The organism is Membranihabitans marinus (assembly GCF_019802045.1).
Lineage (GTDB): Bacteria > Bacteroidota > Bacteroidia > Chitinophagales > Saprospiraceae > Membranihabitans > Membranihabitans marinus_A.
In genome coordinates, this window is the sequence record NZ_JAHVHU010000008.1 from 1 (window position 1) to 23,305 (window position 23,305).

The 23,305-nt window shown below is 43.1% G+C and carries 17 protein-coding genes; 13 read left to right on the top strand and 4 right to left on the bottom strand.

The features are described 5' to 3' along the window. The first annotated feature begins 641 nt into the window (after positions 1-641). The 4 genes from pheT (at position 642) to rny (ending at position 5,502) form a co-directional block, all read left to right on the top strand. The gene (gene pheT, locus KUV50_RS08790; protein ID WP_222579763.1) at positions 642-3,065 is read left to right on the top strand and encodes a phenylalanine--tRNA ligase subunit beta; all 2,424 of its coding nucleotides are present in this window, start codon (positions 642-644) and stop codon (positions 3,063-3,065) included. Between the two features lie 12 nt (positions 3,066-3,077). Continuing rightward, positions 3,078-3,377 carry a hypothetical protein gene (locus KUV50_RS08795; protein ID WP_222579764.1) on the top strand — a complete coding sequence of 100 codons (300 nt, stop codon included), beginning with the start codon at positions 3,078-3,080 and terminating at the stop codon, positions 3,375-3,377. A gap of 4 nt (positions 3,378-3,381) precedes the next feature. After that, entirely contained in the window at positions 3,382-3,675 is a 294-nt protein-coding gene (zapA, locus tag KUV50_RS08800) for a cell division protein ZapA (protein WP_222579765.1), read from the top strand. 165 nt (positions 3,676-3,840) lie between these two features. After that, positions 3,841-5,502, top strand: a complete 1,662-nt coding sequence (rny, locus tag KUV50_RS08805) for a ribonuclease Y (protein WP_222579766.1) — start codon at positions 3,841-3,843, stop codon at positions 5,500-5,502. A 298-nt stretch (positions 5,503-5,800) separates the two neighbouring features. On the opposite strand, the gene KUV50_RS08810 is transcribed toward rny, so the two are convergent. Continuing rightward, a complete protein-coding gene (locus KUV50_RS08810; protein WP_222579767.1) occupies positions 5,801-6,631 on the bottom strand; it encodes a tyrosine-type recombinase/integrase in 831 nt (276 codons plus the stop codon). Between the two features lie 469 nt (positions 6,632-7,100). On the opposite strand from KUV50_RS08810, the gene KUV50_RS08815 reads away from it, so the two are divergent. From KUV50_RS08815 to atpG, 7 genes are all read left to right on the top strand, one after another. Continuing rightward, positions 7,101-7,952, top strand: coding sequence for a hypothetical protein (locus KUV50_RS08815; protein WP_222579768.1), 852 nt, complete (start codon positions 7,101-7,103; stop codon positions 7,950-7,952). A 1,056-nt stretch (positions 7,953-9,008) separates the two neighbouring features. Further along, positions 9,009-10,241 carry a F0F1 ATP synthase subunit A gene (gene atpB, locus KUV50_RS08820; RefSeq protein ID WP_222579769.1) on the top strand — a complete coding sequence of 411 codons (1,233 nt, stop codon included), beginning with the start codon at positions 9,009-9,011 and terminating at the stop codon, positions 10,239-10,241. Between the two features lie 45 nt (positions 10,242-10,286). After that, the gene (gene atpE, locus KUV50_RS08825; RefSeq protein ID WP_261395072.1) at positions 10,287-10,493 is read left to right on the top strand and encodes an ATP synthase F0 subunit C; all 207 of its coding nucleotides are present in this window, start codon (positions 10,287-10,289) and stop codon (positions 10,491-10,493) included. 85 nt (positions 10,494-10,578) lie between these two features. Next, positions 10,579-11,091, top strand: a complete 513-nt coding sequence (atpF, locus tag KUV50_RS08830; protein WP_222579770.1) for a F0F1 ATP synthase subunit B — start codon at positions 10,579-10,581, stop codon at positions 11,089-11,091. Between the two features lie 12 nt (positions 11,092-11,103). Then, positions 11,104-11,643, top strand: coding sequence for an ATP synthase F1 subunit delta (gene atpH / locus KUV50_RS08835; protein WP_222579771.1), 540 nt, complete (start codon positions 11,104-11,106; stop codon positions 11,641-11,643). A gap of 26 nt (positions 11,644-11,669) precedes the next feature. Beyond that, positions 11,670-13,253 carry a F0F1 ATP synthase subunit alpha gene (gene atpA, locus KUV50_RS08840; RefSeq protein WP_222579772.1) on the top strand — a complete coding sequence of 528 codons (1,584 nt, stop codon included), beginning with the start codon at positions 11,670-11,672 and terminating at the stop codon, positions 13,251-13,253. Between the two features lie 34 nt (positions 13,254-13,287). Next, the gene (gene atpG / locus KUV50_RS08845; RefSeq protein WP_222579773.1) at positions 13,288-14,196 is read left to right on the top strand and encodes an ATP synthase F1 subunit gamma; all 909 of its coding nucleotides are present in this window, start codon (positions 13,288-13,290) and stop codon (positions 14,194-14,196) included. A gap of 197 nt (positions 14,197-14,393) precedes the next feature. On the opposite strand, the gene KUV50_RS08850 is transcribed toward atpG, so the two are convergent. Continuing rightward, positions 14,394-14,822 (bottom strand): DUF2147 domain-containing protein, encoded by a 429-nt coding sequence (locus KUV50_RS08850; RefSeq protein ID WP_222579774.1) that lies wholly within the window; start codon positions 14,820-14,822, stop codon positions 14,394-14,396. A gap of 611 nt (positions 14,823-15,433) precedes the next feature. Beyond that, complete coding sequence (gene proS / locus KUV50_RS08855) at positions 15,434-16,900, bottom strand: proline--tRNA ligase (RefSeq protein WP_222579775.1); 1,467 nt, start codon at positions 16,898-16,900, stop codon at positions 15,434-15,436. Positions 16,901-17,130: 230 nt separating this feature from the next. On the opposite strand from proS, the gene KUV50_RS08860 reads away from it, so the two are divergent. Continuing rightward, positions 17,131-18,462 (top strand): hypothetical protein, encoded by a 1,332-nt coding sequence (locus tag KUV50_RS08860; protein WP_222579776.1) that lies wholly within the window; start codon positions 17,131-17,133, stop codon positions 18,460-18,462. Between the two features lie 210 nt (positions 18,463-18,672). Next, positions 18,673-20,145 carry an OmpP1/FadL family transporter gene (locus KUV50_RS08865; RefSeq protein ID WP_222579777.1) on the top strand — a complete coding sequence of 491 codons (1,473 nt, stop codon included), beginning with the start codon at positions 18,673-18,675 and terminating at the stop codon, positions 20,143-20,145. A gap of 702 nt (positions 20,146-20,847) precedes the next feature. On the opposite strand, the gene KUV50_RS08870 is transcribed toward KUV50_RS08865, so the two are convergent. Next, positions 20,848-22,899: an acetoacetate--CoA ligase gene (locus tag KUV50_RS08870; protein ID WP_261395073.1), complete on the bottom strand. Its 2,052-nt coding sequence runs from the start codon at positions 22,897-22,899 to the stop codon at positions 20,848-20,850. Positions 22,900-23,305: the final 406 nt, after the last annotated feature.

Here is a 23,305-nt window from a genome sequence, read left to right on the forward strand (position 1 = left end):
GCAAGTTCATCCTTGTCTGCAATCTGATTGACCAATTCATCGAGTAATTTTTGAGTTTGATCTTTCATAGTATAAAGTTTTTAGACTCACAAAATCAGATCAATTCCGCTCAACACAAAATTTTTTGGAAAGTCTTCTTGAACTCCACAAATACACAAACTACTTGACAGTCCCCCTACAGCGGTACTATGGGTTGCCAGATCCAAAATTTGTATTGAATAACCTAATTGAGACTGTCCTTGGCTGGGGAGAGGTATATCTTGCGTCCCTACAGGACTCAACAAAACTATCACATCTTCCAGGGGCTCACGACCGCGGCTGTGATCACACGTCCTTATTGAGTTGGGGCTTTTTGATTTACCAAAATGTTTTGAAGTATTTGAAGATCATTAGTCATCGTATCAAGTGTTTAGAAAATTGTGAGCAATTTCTTTGATCCTTTATTAATAAAATACTTCCTCTTTCCCCGTTAAGCTTTCAGCTTGAGTCTTTGAGCTTTCTTGCTTTCTCCTTTCCCACCTCGGCTCCGCTCTGTGTGATACTTTGAGCTTGCTTGACTACAATCAATGAACCATATGCTATGAACTATCTACTATTATCAATATCTTTGCTCCTTCTTTTGAAAATACGGCAAACGCAGGATGAAAATATCATACAATTGGTTAAAAGACTATTTGACTTTTGAAGAAACACCCCAACGATTGGGAGAAATTCTTACGGAGATCGGCTTGGAAGTAGAAGGGCTTGAGAAAGTCGAAAGTGTACCTGGGGGATTGGCAGGAATCGTTACCGGGGAAGTACGCAGCGTAGAGCCCCATCCCAATGCAGATCGTTTGCAGAAAACAACGGTCGATGTTGGTGAATCCGAATTGTTGCACATCGTTTGTGGGGCTCCCAATGTAGCTCAGGGACAAAAAGTTGTCGTAGCCGTACCGGGGACCATGCTCTATCCCGAGGACGGCGAACCGTTTAAAATTCGGAAAAGTAAGATTCGGGGAGAAGTATCTGAAGGCATGATCTGTGCAGAAGATGAAATCGGTTTGGGAACAAGTCACGATGGAATTATGGTCCTGGATCCTGAAGTGAAGATTGGACAACCAGCCGCAGAGTTGTTTGAAGTGACGACGGATTATGTATATGAAATAGGTTTGACTCCGAATCGGTCTGATGCGACCAGCCACCTTGGAGTCGCCCGGGATTTGGCTGCAGCATTGACCTATCAACACGATAAACCTTACGAAGTGAAATTGCCGGATGTGCGTCAGTTTCATGCGGATAGTGTAGATCATGACATTAGCGTACACGTAGAAGATAGTACTTTGTGTCCGCGATATTCCAGTCTGACCGTCAGTGGACTGAAACTGGGGCCATCGCCGAAGTGGATGTCGGATCGCTTAAAAGCAATCGGGGTACGCCCGATTAATAATGTGGTCGATATCACCAATTTTATTCTTCATGAAACGGGACAGCCGCTTCACGCCTTTGACCTGCGGGCACTAAAAGGAAGCCATGTTTATGTAGAGTGCCTTAAGGAGAATACGGCATTTGTTACTTTGGATGAAGTGGAGCGGAAACTGACCGCCAATGATTTGATGATCTGTAATTCGGACCATGAACCCATGTGTATCGCTGGCGTTTTTGGCGGTGCTCATTCAGGAGTGACGGCAGACACCAAAGATATTTTTCTGGAATCGGCACATTTTAATGCCACATCAGTTCGGAAATCAAGTGTATGGCACAACCTTCGGACAGATGCAGCCCGGGTCTTTGAGAAAGGAAGCGATCCCTCTGTGACGACCTATGCCTTAAAACGGGCGGCTTTGCTTTTTAAAGAATTTGCAAACGGGTCCATTACCTCCCAAGTTTCTGATGAATATAAAGAAAAGATAGAACGAAAAGCGGTCAAAGTCCGATTACCCCAGATCCGGAAGATTGTCGGCGTAGAAATTCCGGAAGAGAAAATTCTGACTATACTAGAGGCATTGCAAATGGAAGTAGTTAGCCGCAAAGAGGATGAGCTGGAAATTGCCGTACCGACGAGTAAGGTGGATGTGGTCCGGGAAGCTGATGTCATCGAAGAGGTGTTGCGGATTTATGGTTTTAACAATATTCCCATCGACGGGAAAATGGAAATTGCCTTGGACAGCGGGGAACGGGATATGCAACTCGTATATCAAGACAAGGTATCATCGATTTTATCGGGCATGGGATTTGATGAAACGATGGCATTGTCGTTTACCTTACCCCGTTTTTTGACCGATGAGTCTGACGATGCGCTCGTTCGGATAAACAATACCTCCAATAAGGATCTGGAAATTATGCGTCCGGACATGGTCGGTTCAGCACTTTCGATCGTGGAGTACAATCAAAAACGCCAAAACGAGTCACTTCGGTTTTATGAGTTTGGCCGTTCGTATAAGTACATCAACGATGGATTTACCGAGAAAAGTCATCTTGCGATAACCATTTCCGGGAACGAGGAGGCGGGCAATTGGGTGATGCCGGAACCGCCTGCAGGATTTTATTATTTAAAATCTGTAGTCATGCAGATTTTGGAAGGACTAAATATTAAGGGACTTCAGGAAAGTATGCTGACAGATAAAAAATACCGGTATGGCGTCCGCATTCATCGTGGGAAAACAGAAGTTGCACGGTTCGGCCTGATAGATCTTAGTCAGTTTCCTTCAACTGATATTCGCAATGATGTTTACTTTGCAGATATCGACTGGTCTGCTGCTGTTCAGATGGTCTCGACAGTGCGGACCATTGCACCGATCAGTAAATATCCCACTGTGGAGCGGGATTTGGCGCTTATCGTCACTTCAGACGTTACGTTTCAGGAAATCAGAAAGGAGATCGGTAAAGTAGGCGGGCGGCTTATTCGGGAGGTGGACCTATTTGATGTGTACGAAGACGAAGAACAGCTGGGTGAAGGGAAACGATCATATGGTGTTAAAATGGTGTTTTCTGACCCGGAGAAGACCTTGAAGGACAAAGAAGTTGATAAGAAAGTGTCAAAAATTTTGGATAACTTGCAAAAAAAGTGGGGGATATATCTCCGATAAATATAATATTATATGGACTCTATCAAAGAACGATTGAATCAAATAGACCATAAATTGCGACAGGTAGGAGGGAAGATGTCCATGCTCAAAAGGCAGAATATGCAGCTCTTGTCTGAAAATGTTCGATTAAAAAAACAAATTGAGAAAAATAAAAGTAATAACTTTGTAGGCGAGAGGGAGGAAATAAAAGAAATAGACAATGATCATGCATCCGTGGCAATTCGTGAGGACCAGGTTGAAAAATGGAATGTGGAGATTGACGAATATGTGTCCAAAATTAATGCATGCATTGAAGACTTGCAAAAACTTTAAATAAATGTCAGACCGCGACACTAAAAGTTTAAAAGTAGTTATTGGGGGGGTGAATATTCCCGTGAAGGTCCATGAGTCTGAGGCAGATCAGATTCATGACATTTCCGCAAAAATCAATACTACGCTGAAGGATATCCAGATTCGGTATCCGGATAAGAAACTGGAAGAAGCACTGGCGATGACTGTTTTGTCACTGATGGTTCAAAAAGAGACTGAGACTCAAGTATTTCCTGGCGAAGATGAGCTGATGGACAGCTTTGACCAGGTTGATGACCTACTCGATAAACTATTGCAATAAGGTTTGCTCAGGTTGTGATCTTCTTATCTTTTACTTTCCATGCTGCGATGGGGTCGGCTTTTAAGCCAGCGTTGCGGTAGAATTCCTTCGACGTTATATTTTAATAATTGGTTGTCGTTTCCGATAAAACAACTTGGAGCGCGACGGCTAACAAAACTAAAAACCATGGAATTAATACTGAGTATTGTCGGAGGGTTGATTCTGGGAGCGGTGATCGGATACTTTGTGATTCGTACCTATTTCCAGCGATCAAGTAAATCTCAAATCGACGAATTAAATAAAAAAGCTGATTTGGTCCTTCAGGAAGCCCGGCTTTCTGCCCAACGAATCATTGATGAATCAGAGACGAAGGCCGAAAAAGCGATGGCCAAAGCTGAAAGTCGGAATGAAGCCATTAAGCAGAAAAAGATCCAGGAAGCTAAAGAAAAGTTTTCCAAATTAAAATCTGATTATGATCAATACCGCGGGAAAAAGAAAATAGAACTTAAAGAAAGAGAGGCAGAAGTCATAAGTAAAGAAAAAGACATCCGCCGATTGGAAAAAGAGATTAAATCCAAAGCAGACGGACTTGAATCTCTGGAGCAGGAAAATCAGAATATCCGGGAAAACTTGGATCGCCAGGTACAAATCATCGCCAAGAAACGGGAAGAACTGGACCGCTCCAATGAAATATTTATCGATAAAATGGAATCGATAGCTAAGTTGACAGAAGCCGAAGCCAAAGAACAACTTCTCGAGGCAGTCAAAGCAAAAGCAGAAAATGAGGCCATGGCCCTGGTCAAAGAACGCATGGAAGAAGCCAAATCGACGGCCAGCAAAGAAGCTAAAAAATTAGTGATTCAAAGTATCCAGCGGATGAGTGCCGAATTCACGATTGAGAATACCGTGACGGTGTTCAATCTGGAGTCTGATGATATCAAAGGCCAGATTATTGGACGGGAAGGAAGGAATATCCGGGCTTTGGAAGCAGCTACTGGTGCAGAGATCGTGGTTGATGATACCCCGGAAGCCATTGTGATTTCAAGCTTTGATCCTATACGTCGCGAGATTTGCCGGTTGTCCTTAAAACGATTGGTGGCTGACGGACGGATCCACCCGGCCAGAATCGAAGAAGTGGTGACGAAAACCAAAAAAGAACTCGAAGAGCAAATTAAAGAAATCGGAGAACGCACCGTTATTGATCTCGACATTCACGGTCTGGATCCGGCCCTCGTTCGCATGATCGGGCGGATGCGGTTCCGTTCGTCATATGGTCAAAATCTGCTCAAACACTCGATAGAAACAGCTAATTTATGTGCGATCATGGCCGCAGAGATCGGTTTGCCCCGTAAAATGATCAAATTGGCTAAGCGGGCCGGGCTGTTGCATGATATTGGGAAAGTGGCTGAAGAACAGAATGAATTGTCCCATGCCGTAGCGGGAATGAATATGGCTGAACGATTCAAAGAAAATGCGTATGTTTGCAATGCGATTGGCGCACACCATGATGAAATTGAGATGAACAACATCCTGTCGCCTTTAGTGCAGGCGTGTGATGCGATTTCAGGAGCGCGTCCCGGTGCTCGAAGAGAAATCCTGGATAGCTACCTGGAGCGGATCAAGGATCTGGAAGATCTTGCTTTGGGGTATGATGGGGTGCACAAAGCCTATGCACTGCAAGCCGGACGCGAGTTACGTGTCATTGTGGAAAGTGAAAAAGTGAGCGATGAGTTCGCCGATGATTTGTCGTTTATGATATCGCAGCGCATTCAGGAAGAAATGCAGTATCCGGGACAAATCAAGGTCACGGTGATCCGGGAGAAACGAGCCGTCTCCGTAGCGAAATAACTCACTTTGGTGAAAGGAATCTGCTGCAAAGCTTAGCGGCTAGCGTGATGCCTCCCACCTGATAAGAAGGCAAAGAAATTTTTATATGGCTCATAAAGGTATCCCTGTCGCCCATAAGGGTGGCAGGGATTTTTTTATTCTTCCCGGGAAGTTGCCACCGAGAGGTCAGAGCTCCAGCTCGGACTATTAATTGAAACCGTTTCTTCTGTGGTCTCAATAGTCCAGGGTTCATGTAATCCAGGAGCTTTGGATTATTGTTTGGGTAATTTCAAAAGTGAGAGCGTTTATGAACAACTTCCTAATCCAGTGGACTCTTCATTCTTTCACCCTCCTGGTTAGCCACCAAAATATATTTATGAATAGACTGCTCCGATCCGAGCCCCAGTAGTTTCCGGACTACTTCCGGCCGGGTTCCTGCCTGAAGGTGATGTATAGCAAAACTATTTCTCAACATGGTAGGTGAAACATCTTGTTCTATGTCCGCTAACCGGGCTGTACTTCCCACTATTTGCTGAACAGTTCTCGGGCACAAAACATCATTCTTATAGCCTTCGAAAACAGGTCGTTCATTCGAATAAGATCTTCGGTAACTTTTTAGATACGGAATCAGGTATGGCGAGAGGGGTAGTGATCTTTCCTTTTTTGTTTTCGGATTTCTCATGTGTATTTGCTGATCTGTAAAATCAACAGCTGAGTTTTTCAGATTTATGACTTCTTCTACCCTCAGTCCTGCTGAGTATAGAAGCCCTATTATACACTGATGCTTCAAATTTGGAGAGGAATCAATCATTCGTTTTATTTCCCGATTATCTATATGAAGGGGTAGATTTCTTTTCAAATTGCTTTTAGATATCTTTCTCAGCTCCATTTCCTTGTTAAATACCAAGTGAAATAACTTCTTTATGGCAGTCAACATATGACTTTCATATGACTCACTGATCTGTTTCTCTGATCTATATCTGTTAATAAATTGCGTCACTTCCCTTTCTGATATTTCTTCCAGTTCTCGTGATTCAAATTCTCTAAGGAACGGTTTTACACAATGGAGATAGGTATTCACCGTATTGGCTGCATAGCGACAGGATCTAAGCTTCTTTTTATATTCCTGTAAAAATTCCCGATTCCTCATAAGATGGCAACGTTAAGTTCACGAACATGATCATGCTATCTTTTGGGATTTCGCTTACAAATATTTTTGATAAATCTTAATATAGACTAAAAAATTCGTAAATCCTAATACACAAGAACATTTCTCCTTTCTGCATAAATTCAGTAAGCGAAATTGGCTTTTAGGAATTAAATAGTTGACTTATATTTAATACTGATTGATCAATCTTATTGTATGATGTCCTTCTTGCAGCGAACAGTTCCATGGGAGCTATGGCACGCAACGCATGCTTTAGCTTTTGTAGGGCTGGCCCATAAAGTACTTGGACGCTCCCTGCAGCTATGGTACGCAAGGTACGTCTTCGCTCTTGCAGAGCTTCGGCGCACAAAGTCCGCCGGCGCTACAACATAGCTATGACGTGCAAAGTCGGGAATTACTGAAAAGCGACAATAAAGAAAAGAGTAAGTGTAGATTATAAATTTATTTTATCATGAATTCAATTAAAATAATTATTTTTTGTTCTGTTCTGCTTTTATTAAGTTGCAGTAAAGATGGTGATAATTCTATACCTGTAAAAATCTTCCTAGATCCAACTGAGATTGGTACCTATCATAACTACATTGCAAAGTATATTGTTGATAATTCAAATTTTGACGATGTTTATCATTGTGGTTCAGATATAAAAGATGTATTACTCACTGGTAAATCAGAAATTTCAGCCCATTTTGGCTTTGATGAAGTTGAATATGTTAATATTCTTAATGAAATTGATTTTTCGAATTTTAAGGATATTTATCAAACGGAAGAGATAGATTTGAAATCCATTGCGTTAGAGTCTCAATTATCTAATGAATTAATCGTAGAAATAAATGAATTTGAAAGTTATCTGTATAGTATTGATTATCATGCTATTTATAATAATAACCCAAGCGCTCTAGTTAATATTATCCAAGATAAGATTGAAAAATTTAGTTCAAAGAGAAAAATTAATAGTGACATTGGAAATCAATATAAAGACTTTATTCGTGTGGTTAAATCTTCCGTTGAATTATGGTTTCCTAGAAACTTAGGTGGACTCGGCTATAATGAAATACTATCTGCTAAAATTAGTAATACTAAAATAAAATTGAGGAAAAATTGGTTTACTAGATGGGTGTCGTCGAAAAAATTTGGTAAATTTATAATTAGTGATGCTGTTGGAGCTGTTGCTGGAGTAGCTACTTCATTAGTCTCATCCGGTGGGGCAACTGCGATACCAAATCCATTATTGGGCGGAATACCTACAGCAGGTGTAGTAGGAGTTATTAGTGGTGCATCGACATCAGTGATTTCACAACTTTAAATATATTATTGTGGAGAGTAAAAAATTGATAATGGTATCAAAGTTTATCCTTTACTTTGGGATACCTTTTTTCATCGGTGGTTTTTTTAACTTATTGGGTAGAGTGGATAGTTTTCCGGATTATTTTTTCGTCAAACTCGGTGTGATTTCGGTCGCCGCATCAATCTTGACGTATTGGATTGAGCAAAAATTGGTGAACTCAGTCAAAGAGGAAAATGTTTAGTTTCTTGTATTTTCGTGCTTGAGTATATCCGATATGAATGCATAGTGACTAGTGATACAAATTTTAATTTCTTAAGGCTATTTGCACTAAGTGTTGCGGGATGGAGGGTAAAGAATTCTGTGGTGGGAGCAGAGCGGGAGAGCGAGAGGGCTTACACCTGGCCACCCTCGTTCGGGAAAGAATCACGGGTATTAGATTTTGCTCAGCTCATTAGACCTGTTCTTATGATTTATCGCGACACAACAGGTAGGTTCTTGGGTATTGTGGGTGATATAAAAGGTGTTAATTGCCACCCTCACGCGCAGTCAAGGGTTGCAGGCAAATTACCCAGATCAACGCAGAAATCTACTCGCCAGTGGCAAGGTAAATCTGCGAAAATCACCAAGGCCTGCCCATACGGGCCCATACTGGGGCAGGAAATTTAGTATTAGGCATTTAGTTCTTCAAGCACTAGAGCCGTTTTGTTATTAATGAAGCGCGGTTCACGTAATCTAGAACGGGTTTCTGAGATCTGATACCAGGAGGTTAGAGCTCTATCTCTTACAAACAAACAGAGCTAAATTCTGTCTGGTTTCTTTATTTTGCATTATCGTGTTCATGTGGTCTCCATTTTTCCGACATAATGAATGAAGCAGGTGCATCCGAGCTTCGGACACAGAGTAGTATGTAAAAGGGTGAGCACACCGGATGCGGACATGCATGCCAGAGACACAGAAGGTAGTTTAGGTACATTCCGACATTCTCCAAAATTAGTTTCTTCTTTTCTTTGCCTAGTAAAGGGATTAATCCTATCTTTGCCCCATCTTTTAAAAAGCGCTACTATAACGATGCCTATGAGCCGTCAATTGACCTTAAAAATCAGTCTGTTTCTCCTCGTTTTAGCAGGAATCCTGGGTCCTCAAATGGGATTCACACAGGATCACCACATCGATTCCGATGAAAAGGACTTGACGGAGGAAGGATATGATCCGACCAATACGACATTGCATCATATTTCTGATCAGAATGTGTATTCACTTGGATTTGCACAGATCCCGTTACCGATGATTCTTTATGCCCCGGAGGATGGGTTGAAAATGTTCTCCAGTGGCAAATTTGGTATAGGGCATCATGGGAATGGTCATTACGCAGTGGATCGGTACGTATTGGTGGAAGGTGTTGTGCGACGAATTACCGATAAAAGTTTTCCCGGTGGCAAAGTAGCGTTAGAAGACCATCCATATACTTTTCAAACCGAATCGAAAGAGGATGGTGCCGATGCAGAAGTCGTCTATTTGTCGCACAATGGTAATACGTACCGCTTAGATAATAAATCTACCCTGGACGGAGGGGTGCTCGGAGGCGGACTGACGTCCTTTTATGATTTCTCTATTACTAAAAATATAGTGACAATGGTCGTGGCCATGTTGCTGTTGCTCTGGGTGTTTTTAAAGTCAGCGCGACGGTACAAGGACAATCCGCTGCAGGCCCCTAAAGGGATCCAGTCGTTTTTGGAGCCCATTTTTATATTCATCAGAGATGAGGTGGCTAAGCCATTTTTGGGGGCAGCTTATTTGAAATACCTTCCTTTTTTGATGACTTTGTTTTTTCTGATACTGACTTTGAATTTTATTGGTCAGATCCCTTTTATCGGAAATCCCAACGTGACGGGTAATCTTACGTTTACCCTGGCTTTGGCCTTTGTGACTTTTATCGTAGTGAATATCAACGGGACGAAAGCTTACTGGCAGCATACGTTTTGGATGCCCGGGGTTCCGACCTTTGTGAAGCCGATCATGTCTGTGGTGGAGTTTATCGGGTTGTTTTTGAAGCCCATCGTATTGACTTTGCGTTTGGCTGCGAATATCACGGCGGGGCACATTATGATCGTGATCTTCGTCAGTTTGCTGTTTATATTTAATAATGCCGGTCAAAATATGGCTGGTTCCGCACCTGGGTTGTTGCTTTCATCTGTATTGGCCATGTTTATGATGGCGCTGGAGATTATAGTATCCTTGGTTCAAGCGTTCGTGTTCACCATATTGTCAGCATCTTATATCGGAGCTGCGATTGAAGAAGCACATTGATATATAAAAATTTGGATTTAATCATTTCATATAAATAATTTAATTATGACAGGATCAATTGCAGCAATAGGAGCAGGAATCGCCGTGATCGGTGCCAGTTTTGGTATCGGATGGATCGGGAGTAAAGCCATGGAATCTATTGCACGTCAGCCTGAAGCAGTGAATGACATTCGATCAAACATGATCTTGATGGCCGCCCTGGTAGAAGGGGTTGCTTTGATCGCGATCGTTTTGTCTATATTCCTGACTTAAGCAGGTACAGAAATTGAGAAAAGGTAGTTTATACTGCGATTGGCAGATAAACTACCTTATTTTGAAAAAAAGTTAACCACCAGATATGTTCGTATTAGCTGAATTTAATATCCTTCGACCGGAACCGGGTTTGTTTTTCTGGTCGCTTTTGTTCTTTTTGATTTTCTGGTTCTTGATCGCAAAATTTGCGTTCAAACCCATTGCAAATGCACTGGTCAAAAGGGAAAACCACATCCAGGATGCATTGCTTGATGCCAGTAAGGCAAAGGAAGAATTGCGTCGCATACAAGAAGAAAACACCAGGATGATGGATGAAGCACGAGTACTACGTGCAGAACTTATCAAAGAGGCTAAGCTGCAAAGCAGTAAAATGATCGAAGATGCCAAAGAGAAAGCCAAGGAAGACGCCCGCGCGATCGTGGCACAGGCTAATGTGGAAATCGAGAATCAAAAGAAAGCAGCCTTGCGCGATGTGAAGAATCAGGTGACGGCATTGGCACTGGAAGTGTCCGAGCTGGTCATGAAGAAAAATCTGTCCGAAGATAAAGAACAGGTACAACTGGTCAATGAATTGGTGGACGATATTCATTTATCATAACAGAATAGTATAATGGCATCAGTACGTGTAGCAGAACGGTATTCCAGGTCTCTATTGGATCTGGCTATTGAAACCTCCAAGGTGGATCAAGTCTTCGATGATATGACGCTTTTCAAAGGATCATTAGCATCACGGGATTTGGCCAACCTTTTATTGAACCCCACTGTCCGGGGCGAGAAGAAGAATGCCATTTTACAAAAAATATTTGCTGACGCATGGTCGCCATTGACTTTGAAGTTCGTAGAAGTCGTTACGCGAAAAGGGCGGGAGGATGTTTTGCCCGATATGGTGGATACCTTTTTTCAGCAGTACAATGAATACAAAGGAATAACCCAGGTGGTCGTGACTTCTGCAAAACCATTGGATGCAAAAACACTGGATCGAATTAAAGAAAAAGTCAAAGCGTCCGGTACGACCAAACCAAACATCGAAATCCAAACCAAGGTCGACCCAAATCTTATTGGTGGATTTATACTGGAATACAACAACAAACAATACGATGCTTCAGTAAGAGGCAAACTGAATAAACTAAAACAAAAGCTGGTAAATTAATACCAGAGTACAAAATTTTTTAAGTTATGGCGAATATAAAACCTGATGAAATTTCCGCGATTATCAAGCAAGAGCTTTCTGGTGCTAAAACCGAAGCGGAATTGCAAGAAGTTGGAACCGTATTGTCGGTAGGGGATGGTATCGCCCGGATTTATGGATTGAACAGTGTCCAGGCGGGGGAATTGGTGGAATTTGAATCCGGAACTCAGGCGATTGCTTTGAACCTGGAGGAAGACAACGTGGGGGTTGTACTTTTGGGTGAAGGCGATGATATTATTGAAGGTTCCAGTGCGAAAAGAACTGGCTTGATCGCTTCGATTAACGTGGGAGAAGGTTTACTCGGCCGGGTCATTAATCCGCTTGGGGAACCCATTGACGGAAAAGGACCGATCGAAGGGACTTCTTATAATATGCCTCTGGAGCGTAAAGCCCCTGGTGTGATCTATCGTCAACCGGTATCTGAACCACTCCAAACAGGAATTAAAGCGATTGACTCGATGATTCCCATCGGTCGTGGACAGCGGGAATTGATTATTGGGGACCGAGGTACAGGTAAGACTGCCATCGCGATTGATACCATTATCAATCAAAAAGAATTTTATGACCGCGGCGAACCGGTTTATTGTATTTATGTCGCATCAGGACAGAAATCGTCTACCGTGGCTCAGGTTGCCAAGGTATTGGAAGAAAAAGGTGCTTTGGCTTATACCGTTATCGTCAGTGCTTCAGCTGCCGATCCGGCTCCCATGCAGTTTTATGCGCCATTCGCCGGCGCTGCTATCGGGGAGTTTTTCCGCGATACAGGACGACCAGCACTGATCGTGTATGATGATTTATCCAAGCAAGCGGTGGCTTATCGTGAAGTGTCTTTGTTGCTTCGACGACCGCCCGGACGTGAGGCATATCCTGGTGATGTGTTTTATCTCCACTCGCGCTTATTGGAACGGGCTGCAAAGGTGATTGATAATGATGAAATCGCCCAAAATATGAATGACCTGCCTCAGTCTCTGGTGGATGCCGGACTGGTCAAAGGCGGTGGATCATTGACCGCATTGCCCATCATTGAAACACAGGCTGGTGACGTTTCTGCTTACATTCCGACCAACGTGATTTCAATTACGGACGGACAGATTTTCCTCGAAACAAATCTATTTAACTCAGGAATCAAGCCCGCCATCAACGTAGGTATCTCTGTATCCCGGGTAGGGGGATCGGCTCAGATCAAGTCCATGAAGAAAGTATCTGGTACGTTGAAACTGGATCAGGCACAATTCCGTGAGTTGGAGGCTTTTGCAAAATTTGGGTCAGATTTGGATCCGGCCACACAATCTGTATTGGATAAAGGAGCACGTAACGTTGAAATCCTGAAGCAGGATCAATACGCTCCGGTACCTGTTGGTGAGCAGGTCGCGATCATTTATCTGGGAACGAACAATCTTTTGCGTCGCGTAGCTGTGGATAAAGTTCAGGAATTTGAAGCAGAGTTTTTATCACAAATGCGATCCGCTCATCCTGAAATACTTGAGAATTTCCGAAATGGCAAATTGCTGGATGAAGATATTGATAAAATGAAAAATCTGGTCGCAGATATTGAAACCATGTTTGGGTAAGGTTTTTTAAGAATTTAGATATAAATACGCATCGATGGGAGCTAATTTAAAAGAAGTACGGGAAAGAATCAGTTCGGTGATCAATACACAGAAGAGCACCAGGGCTATGAAAATGGTGTCGGCATCCAAACTCCGCCGCGCACAAGATGCGATTACCCGCCTGCGACCGTATTCTGAGAAACTGGATCACATCATGCGCAACATTCTATCCAATATGGACGAGGATGTGAATAATCAATTCAGCAGCACCAAAGAACCTGAGAAAATATTAATCGTGTTAATCACCTCTAGCCGGGGTCTGGCCGGAGCGTTTAACTCCAACCTGATCAAACAAACCGTGCACCTGATCAAGAACACCTTTGCAGAACAAGTGAGTCAGGGACAGGTAGAAATACTTTCGATCGGTAAGAAGGGGGCGGATTACATCAAAAAGAATTTTCCGGAGATCCCGTTGAATACGGATTATATCAACCTTTTTGAAGACCTCGATTATCAGAATTTGATGCGGGTTTCTCAGGAATTGATGGATCGATTTTTGGATGAGAAGGTCGATCGGATTGAAGTAGTATATAGCAAGTTTAAAAACGCAGCTGTTCAGATTCCCAGTGCTTCACGATTTTTGCCAGTGCGTAAATTGTCTGGCATCAGCCGGCAGGAGATTCAATCGGATGGCAACTATCGGGCGGATTATATCTTTGAACCTGATCAAAATACTGTTTTAGAGCAGTTGATCCCATCGATATTACACATCAAGTTCCAGAAGTATATTCTGGATACGCATGCAGCAGAACATGGCGCACGTATGACGGCGATGGATCAGGCTACAGAAAATGCAGATGATCTACTCAAAGATCTTCGCATCAGCTTTAACAAAGCCCGTCAGGAAGCCATCACCAATGAAATTTCTGAAATCGTAGGTGGCGTGGCAGCCCTTCAAGGATAGTTGATCATTGGTGGTTAAAGATTGATGGTCGATTCGAGTCTGCTCAGCCATTAAGATTTTACGGTAGAGTACTGTAGCTTGAGCAGTATACTTACCGTCAAGACCCGTCTCCTTTTTTAAATTACGGTGTAGAAGAACGAAACTCCAGTAGATCAATACTGGCGCCTAATTTATCAATTATATTCCAGAATTATTATTTAACGAAGCCGTCTCCATGTCTGTGTCCTTCCGATCAATGATATACCAAAGCTAGCTCTTACTTTAAGGGTGTTTGGATCATCCAACCAAATACTGCAAGAGTATTGCCGACCCGATTTTGGATCGAGTAGCCTACCTCCGGACCAGTATTTATTTCCTGTGGGTTTGACATCTGTGATCAGAGTGACACCTTTCAGAGGTTTATCCTTGAGGTCGCCAGAGCAACCTTCGCATGTACGTACCCGGGCTTCCGGTAATAGCTTTAGGACTTTCCCATACAACATACCATTTTCCTTAAAAATTTTGACGTGAGCAATATCAACATTGCGTTTGTCATCTATGGTTACCCATGTTCCTTCGGGAGACTGGGCTAAAGTGACGACAATGGAAGATAATGATATAACGAGAATGGTGATGTACTTTGTCATTGGTGCATTAAATTTGCGGCTTTATGGCGATGGACACATAATATATAACTTAATGGATCTAATTAATAGTATATCTCTTAGCTTAACACTATATTGTGTTACACCTTTACGCTTGATTTTAGGGCGTGGAAGGAATCCTTTAGTGTCTGCGTTCTTGTTAAGTTGTCAAACCATGGAATAAAATATTTTAATTATAAAACCAACTGACTCCTTAATTATATATAAAACAAGCAGGATTTTAAAATTCTTGAGTAATAACGTAATATGATATCTACACCCTAAAGTAATACCATTTGTAATTGATGATGCTTATGAAAACATTTTCGCCCGAGAGCTGTCCACCTATCGCTTACCGAAGTCCTTATAAATCCGACTAATCTTAGTAAGCTTTTGCGGACACCCGTCTTTTTGATGGTTGCCTGAAGATTAGCTGTCAGAAGTCAATCTTTTTTCATGTGCCATTGAATCCTAGTAATCCTAGTAAGCTTTTGTGAGCACGCATCTTTTTGATGGTTGCCTGAAGATTAGTTGTCAGATGTCAATATTTTTTCATGTGCCATTGAATCCTACTATCCTTATAAATCCTAGTAATCCTAGTAATCCCAGTAATCCTAGTACGCTTTCGCAAACACCACCCGCCTTTTCGAAGGTTTCCCTGAGATCATATCTGTGCCCTCTTCTTCCACAGCATTCAAGGGAATACACCGGATGGTGGCTTTGGTGCGTTTTTTAATTTCTTCTTCGGTCTCCGGACTCCCGTCCCAGTGGGCATAGATGAAGCCCCCTTTTGATTCGATGACCGATTCAAATTCCTCCATGGTATCCACTTCTGTGGTGTGCTCTTTGCGGAACTCCAATGCCCGGCTGAACAAATTATCCTGGATATCAGATAATAAATTTTCAATGTAATCAGATACACCATTGAGCGAAACAAAGGATTTTTCTTTGGTGTCACGTCGGGCAATCTCGACTTGGTTCTTTTCAAGGTCACGTTTCCCTATGCCGATCCGGACAGGAACCCCGCGGAGTTCGTGTTCAGCAAATTTGAATCCAACCCGACTTTTGGGGTCATTATCATATTCGACGGTTATATTTTTCGATTTCAGATCATCCATGATTTGATGAGCGACCTCATCTACTTGATCATTGGGTTTAGGGATCGGTACGATCACGACCTGAATCGGGGCAATTTTGGGTGGGATGATCAAACCATCGTCATCAGAGTGGGTCATGATCAGCGCACCCATCAACCGTGTAGATACACCCCAGGAAGTAGCCCATACATATTCTTGCTCATTTTCCTCGTTAGCGAATTTTACATCAAACGCTTTGGCAAAATTTTGACCCAAAAAATGAGAAGTACCCGCTTGTAATGCTTTGCCATCTTGCATCAAAGCCTCTATGGTGTAAGTTTCGAGTGCACCCGCAAACTTTTCGCTATCGGTCTTTGTCCCTCGTAGAACAGGCATTGCCATATATTCCTCTGCGAAAGTGGCGTACACCTCGTGCATTTTTTCCGCTTCGCCGATGGCCTCCTGCTTTGTGGCATGAGCGGTATGTCCTTCCTGCCACAGGAATTCGGCGGTGCGAAGAAAAAGACGAGTCCGCATCTCCCAGCGAACGACATTGGCCCATTGGTTGATTAAGATGGGTAAGTCCCGGTACGAAGTGATCCAATCCCGGTATGAGTTCCAAATAATAGTTTCTGAGGTGGGACGGACGATGAGTTCTTCTTCAAGTTTGGCTTCCGGATCAACTATGATACCATCACCATCCGGGTTGTTCATCAGGCGATAGTGCGTAACTACGGCGCATTCCTTTGCAAACCCTTCCACATGATCGGCTTCTCGACTTAAAAATGATTTTGGGATAAACAATGGAAAATAAGCGTTCATATGTCCCGTTTCCTTGAACATGCGGTCCAGCTGATCGCGCATATTTTCCCAAATGGCAAATCCATAAGGTCTGATCACCATGCTTCCTCTGACTGCAGAATGCTCTGCAAGCCGGGCTTTTTTTATAATGTCCACGTACCATTGTGAATAATTTTCTGCTCTGGATGCAATCGATTTGGCCATATGATTCGTTGTATATTATAGAGTTATCGAAAATCAGGAATTCCTCATAAATTTTTGTTAATCGTGAAACTATTCGGCCTCATTTTACGTCATATAGATGAGTGCAAGATAGAACAGATGACAAAAATCGAGTGGACCTCCAGATTTAATGGATTTTAACTAACATTTCGCCTCAAAAGTAATAAATTAGACGAGAGATATTTGACAACGCTAAGAAATAAAAATAGATTATGAAAAATTTTATGAAACATATCGGCTTTTTGGTTGTCGCGATGGTAGCCTACACCGGAGCCGCATATGCCCAATTCGACGATGTTTATTTTGACCCGTCGAAAGATGTATATGCTGCCAGTACAAATAGCATGGCTCCAACTACCAGTCAGCGTTCCAATTCCAATATAGGAAGTTCTTCGGATCAATCCTATAACTATACCCGAAACAACGACCGGGCACGGATGGATGACGGACAATACGCCTATGACGATGACGAGTACGATTATTACAACGATGATTATTCCGAAGGGAACTATTATTTCGATGACTATGCGTACACGCGAAGAATAAACCGGTTTCACCGAAACCGATTCTTTTACGACCCATTCATGTACGATGATTTCTTCATGATGGGAAGTATGTACCACCCGCATCGATTCTACAACCCATACCGGTTTTCCGGATTTGGAAGTCCTTTCTACCGTCCCGGACTGAGCTTTTCGCTTGGATTTGGCATGGGATATGGTTTAGGCTCACATTTTGGCATGGGATATCCAATGCACTATGGTAACATGTATGGTCGGTTCTATAACCCGTATAGGTATGGCTTTTACGATCCGATTTTGGCGTACAACAGTTATGGATACGGATATGGTTATGACGGTGGAATTTATGGCAGCCGATATCCTTACGTATACCGCAATAATGTAAACCACGGTGAACGTCCGGTTTACTATAACAACGGTGCCCGGACAAGTGGAGCCGGATTGGTTCCTACAGCCCGTGATGGACGGATTCAGGTTCGGTCAAGCGGTAGTAATAGTAGCGATGGATATGTCCAGCCGACAACAAGAACGTCACCACGCTCCAGTGATCGATCGAATAAGACGACAGGAAGCGTACGCAGCAGCGGAGATCAAAAATTGAGTCCGCGGACATCTGGACGGACAAATACAAATGCATCCCCAAGGTCCAATACGTATACTCCGGATCGAAAAGGAACAACAAATCGGGTGTACAGAACACCATCCCGGGTAGAACAAAAATCTTCCGGAGATCGAAGCACCTATACACCACGAAGTAGTTCCAGAAGGAATTCGTATACACCTTCCAAGGAATCACCTCGGAGGTCTTATACCCCTTCGTCAGGTTCAAGCCGGCGTACGTATACACCAAGCAGCCGAAGTTCAGGAAGAGATTATACGCCTTCATCCCGGAATTCAGGTTCAACTATTAACCGCAGTGCACCATCTCGGAGAAGCTACACGCCATCGAGCAGTAGCGGTTCCTCCAGTTCACGAAGCAGCGGTTCATCATCATCGTCATCACGACGCAGCTCTCCACGATAGGAGAATAGAGATGATTGGTTCGAATAGGACCTGTATGACAAGGGATTAAATATATATCGGGCTACCTAGTAAATTTATAAAATTAGGTAGCCTTTTTTTTGGATAGCTCGCTCTCGAAAAGGTATAGTGGTGACCGATATGGATGTTATACCAATAGGATTGGATAAGAAATAGAGCAACAATAGTATTCTTTAATAAAACAGAAGAACGATGAAATATCGAAATATAATAATGGGATTGTTCATGTTGATCTTAGGAAGCAGTGTACATGGTCAGAACATCCTGGATGCATACCGATACTCCTTTCAGACACCCACAGGATCTGCCCGGTTCAATGGTTTAGGCGGAGCAATGAGTGCCATCGGTGCAGATATGAGTGTGGCCAGTCACAATCCAGCCGGGATCGCCGCTTTTTGGAAAAGTGAGGTCTCAGGAACTTTGGATGTATCTGTATTCTCCAATGATGCAACTTTGATTAATGGTGGCACAGGAAAAATCGGATCCTCCGATTTTGAGATGACCATACCTCAAGGTGGAATTGTATTCACCACTTATACACCCAACAAAAGCTGGATGGCCAAAAGCTTTAGTATTACCTACAACAAATTAGCTGAGTTTGACAATGAAATTTTTTATGAAGGAAATACCCTGGGTAGTATTAGTGAGCGGTGGGCAGCTCTGGGAGATGGATTGCACCCGGATGATCTTGGTTATCTCGAAGCCGGTCCAGCCTATAGTGCAGGAGTGATCTATGACCTCGAAGGTGATGGTTTGTATGAGTATGATTATTTTCGCAATGAAGATAAAAAACTATATCGCAGTCAATTATTGGATACGGAGGGGGGATGGAGCGAAGCTGCAATTACATTTGCCGGAAATTACCGGAATAAATTGTTAATTGGTGGAACACTTGGATTGGATTTTATCAATTTTGAAAGTAAGAAAGCCTACATAGAAGACGATAAAGGCAATGAAGTTCCTCAATTTGATCGGTTGCGATTTAATGAGTACCTCTCGACCAACGGAGTAGGTGTAAATGCGAAGATCGGAGCCATTGTAAAATTTACACCGGCTGTTTCCTGGAGTTTGTCCCTGGCAAGTCCTACAGTACTCAATCTGACAGATAATTTTAGAAATACCATTCAATATGAATGGACAGAAAATAATGCTCAAAAATCAGCTCAGGCGGATACGGAAGAAAGCCAGTTTGAATACCGGTTTATTAATCCCTGGCGGGTGTCCACTGGAGCAGCCTATAAGATTGGACGCAGTGGATTTATTAACGGAGAAATAGATTATGTAGGGTATAATTTCTCTAAATTTGACTTTAAAGGTGCCGGGATATCCGATCAGAATTATCAGAATGATCTGAATCGCCAGATCGAAAACGACTTTAGCAGCGCTTTGAACCTCCGGTTGGGCGGGGAATATGTCCTCAATGCCTTCCGGCTTCGAGGTGGTATTTTTATGTATTCTTCTCCGATGGACCAGTTTGAGAACACCAAAGGATTTAGTCTTGGGTTTGGCTTTCGTGGGGACAATTGGTACCTGGATCTGGCTTATATGAATCGTTCCAATGGCTATAACTACAGCCCGTATGCATTGAATAATGCAGTGGTTCCGTCTGTGGATATTAAGACCAGAACTTCCGATATTGGATTGACGATCGGATTTAAGATATAAGAACGTAAGTGTCAGGCATACCGGTGGTGCTTTTTACCTTAAAATGAATGGTGTCCGTGAAGCCTCGTATGCTTTGTTTTACGCGGGTGAATAACCTGAAAATATATTTGTGCTCGATTGGGATATTCTTTTTAACCCGGAAAATTCATGGCTTTTGATTTACCTACCTGGCGTTGATTATTGTTTTAATGGCAGTTAGACAGGTGCAGATGCAAGGAATGACTGAATATAGTCGGAGTGCAACCCAGAACAAAGATGGTAAATCCATCTTTGATGGAGATGAGCCAATGAATCCTCGGCTTAGCCGGGGCACAAGGTTCGGTGAACCTTGGATGAGTGAACCGACCTGTCTCCGCCTTGGCTGTGGGAGGGCTCTGTCTATGAATCAATAGTCAAACGTCACCCAAAATTGGGCTATGTAATAGACCCATTTTTGGAAATTAAGCAATTTGATTCATTGCATACTATGCATCATACTAGATTGACGTGGTGAAATAAGCGGGTTAAGTGCTAAATGCTGACCTGTCAGATTGTTTGGGCGCGATAGAAAATCCCGCTGACAGGTCGGTCAATCGTCCCCGATGCATTTGAGGTAAGTGAACCCAGTCTGTTTTAAAATATCCATTGTATCGCAGGCGCTCGTCAGGTTAATGTAGATACCAACCTGTTGTGGTAGCAGGTTGGAAAACGCTAAGGTAGCGCCTATTCATCCTTTTTAAAATCTTCCTCTTCGGCCATTTTTCTATATATCTCCAGACTTTCCGGATTGCGCATGGCATCCGGGTTGAGTGTGCTTTTCGTATCCTTTCCCAACAATATTTTTTTGACTGGTGCTTCCATTTTTTTACCACTGATAGTATACGGTATATCTTCTACAGCTATGAATTGGTCTGGAACATGTCGGGGAGAATGGGTAGCCCGCAACTGTTTGGTTACTTTATCAATCAGACCTTCAGTTAAACTCTCCCCTTGATTTAACTTGAGGAATAGTGGCATGTAGTGATCGCCGTTAGCTAATTCCAGATTCACAACCAACCCATCTTCAATCTCCTCAAAATTATTCAGAACCTGATAGATTTCTGCGGTTCCAATGCGAACACCATGCCGATTCAATGTCGCATCGGACCGCCCCAGTATCCGCAGCATACCTTTTTTTGTGATCTCCACCCAGTCCCCATGGCGCCAGACCTCGGGATAATAGGAAAAATAGCTTTCTCGATAACGATGGTTTTCTGTATCCGCCCAAAAATAGATGGGCATACAGGGCATGGGGCGTGTTACCACCATTTCTCCAGTCTCGTCAAGCACGGATTCACCGTCATCATTATATGCCAGTAGTGATACACCAAGCCCGCGACACTGGATATATCCTTCGTACACTGGTTTCATAATGCAACCGCCTACAAATGCGGTGCAAACGTCCGTTCCACCGCTCATGGAACAGAGCCATACATCTTTTTTTATGTGGTCATAGATCCAATCAAATCCTTCCGGAGGGAGTGGAGCTCCGGTTGATCCAATGGACCGCAATGCGACGAATGAATGGTCTGCTGCCGGGTTCAACCCTGCTTTCATACAGGCCACGATAAAAGGAGCACTGGTTCCAAAATGGTGGATCTCTGCTTCCTCTGCAAAATCCCATAATGCAGATAGATTAGGGTAACCGGCACTTCCATCATAAAGCACCGCCGTAGCTCCGGCCAATAAGCTGGCTTGGACAAAGTTCCACATCATCCATCCCGTGGTTGAATACCAAAAAAAGCGTTCACCGCGGTGTACATCATTGTGAAAAGCCATGTACTTGATATGTTCCAACAACATCCCCCCATGGCTGTGCGTAATGGCCTTGGGCGGACCGGTTGTGCCCGAAGAATATAGCACCCAAATGGGGTGATTGAATTCGACCGGCGTGAATCGTAATTCCGGTGCATTTTTATTTTTTTTTAAAATGGTCGACCACCAGACATACTTGTTAGCTGCTTTATCTGTTTCCGATCCAATAGGTATCGGAACGGAAGATGCATCATGCTCACTCTCCAGATATGGAACGATGATCACTTTCTCTATCGACGGTATTTGTCGAACCACCTCGGCGACTACTTCTTTTCGGTCAAAATTTTTCCCGCCATAACTGTACCCATCTGTTGCGATCAAGATCTTGGGATGGATTTGGCGAAACCGGTCAACCACGCTATCTGCTCCAAAATCAGGCGAGCAGCAGGACCAAATCGCCCCAAGACTGTTTGCAGCTAGGAAGGATATCGTTGTTTCGGGAATATTGGGGAGAAATCCAACTACGCAATCTCCGGCTTCGACCCCTGAGTCCATTAAATATTTCTGGAGCCAAGCTACCTTATCTTCGAGTTCTTTCCAGCTCAGCTCTTCGGTGTCTCTGATTTCTGATTTACTGATGATCGCCGGAAATTCCGTCGTACTGTTCCGGAAGATGTGTTCCGCGTAATTGATCTGTGCATTGAGAAACCAACGGGTGTCAGGCATATCGAGTCCATTGGTGATGGCGTCGTACGACCGGTGGTTGATGATGTTAAAAAACTTCCAGATGGACTCCCAAAACATCTCAGTGTGGTCGACGGACCATTGATGAAGAGTTTCGTAGTCCTGGGGGAGGTCCAATTGATATGATTTATTCAACCAATTGATAAAATGAACTAAGTGGCTTTTCTGAATGGTCTTTTGATCAGCTTCCCATAGTTTTTTTGATTCCATGATGGTAGGGAATATGAATTGGTTCATAAAAGGTGGAATATAGTGATTTTAGAGGAAAGGCCTGAGTTCAAATTCTATAAATGGCAAAAGTATTTACCGTTTACGATGAACTATTATCCAGGTCATTAAACTTACTGGGTGGTGGAGGCTACAGACCGCAGCTAATTCGCCCTTTGGATATAGTCCTACTGGGCAAATTCGCCGATATGGGGCTTCTTAGCATTTGTTGACGGACTGGGGTAATCCTTAGTATGGGGTACTACCTTTCTGAAAAACAAAGCACCCAACTAGGTAGAATGCCAGTCCATATTATACAACGCTCCGTGCCCCCGTATCGGCCCCAAATTCCATACGAGGCAAGCTGGTTTTAACCGCTGAATGTCAGAATAACATACACTCTGGCAATGCTTACGCAGATGGATTCGAGCGTCCA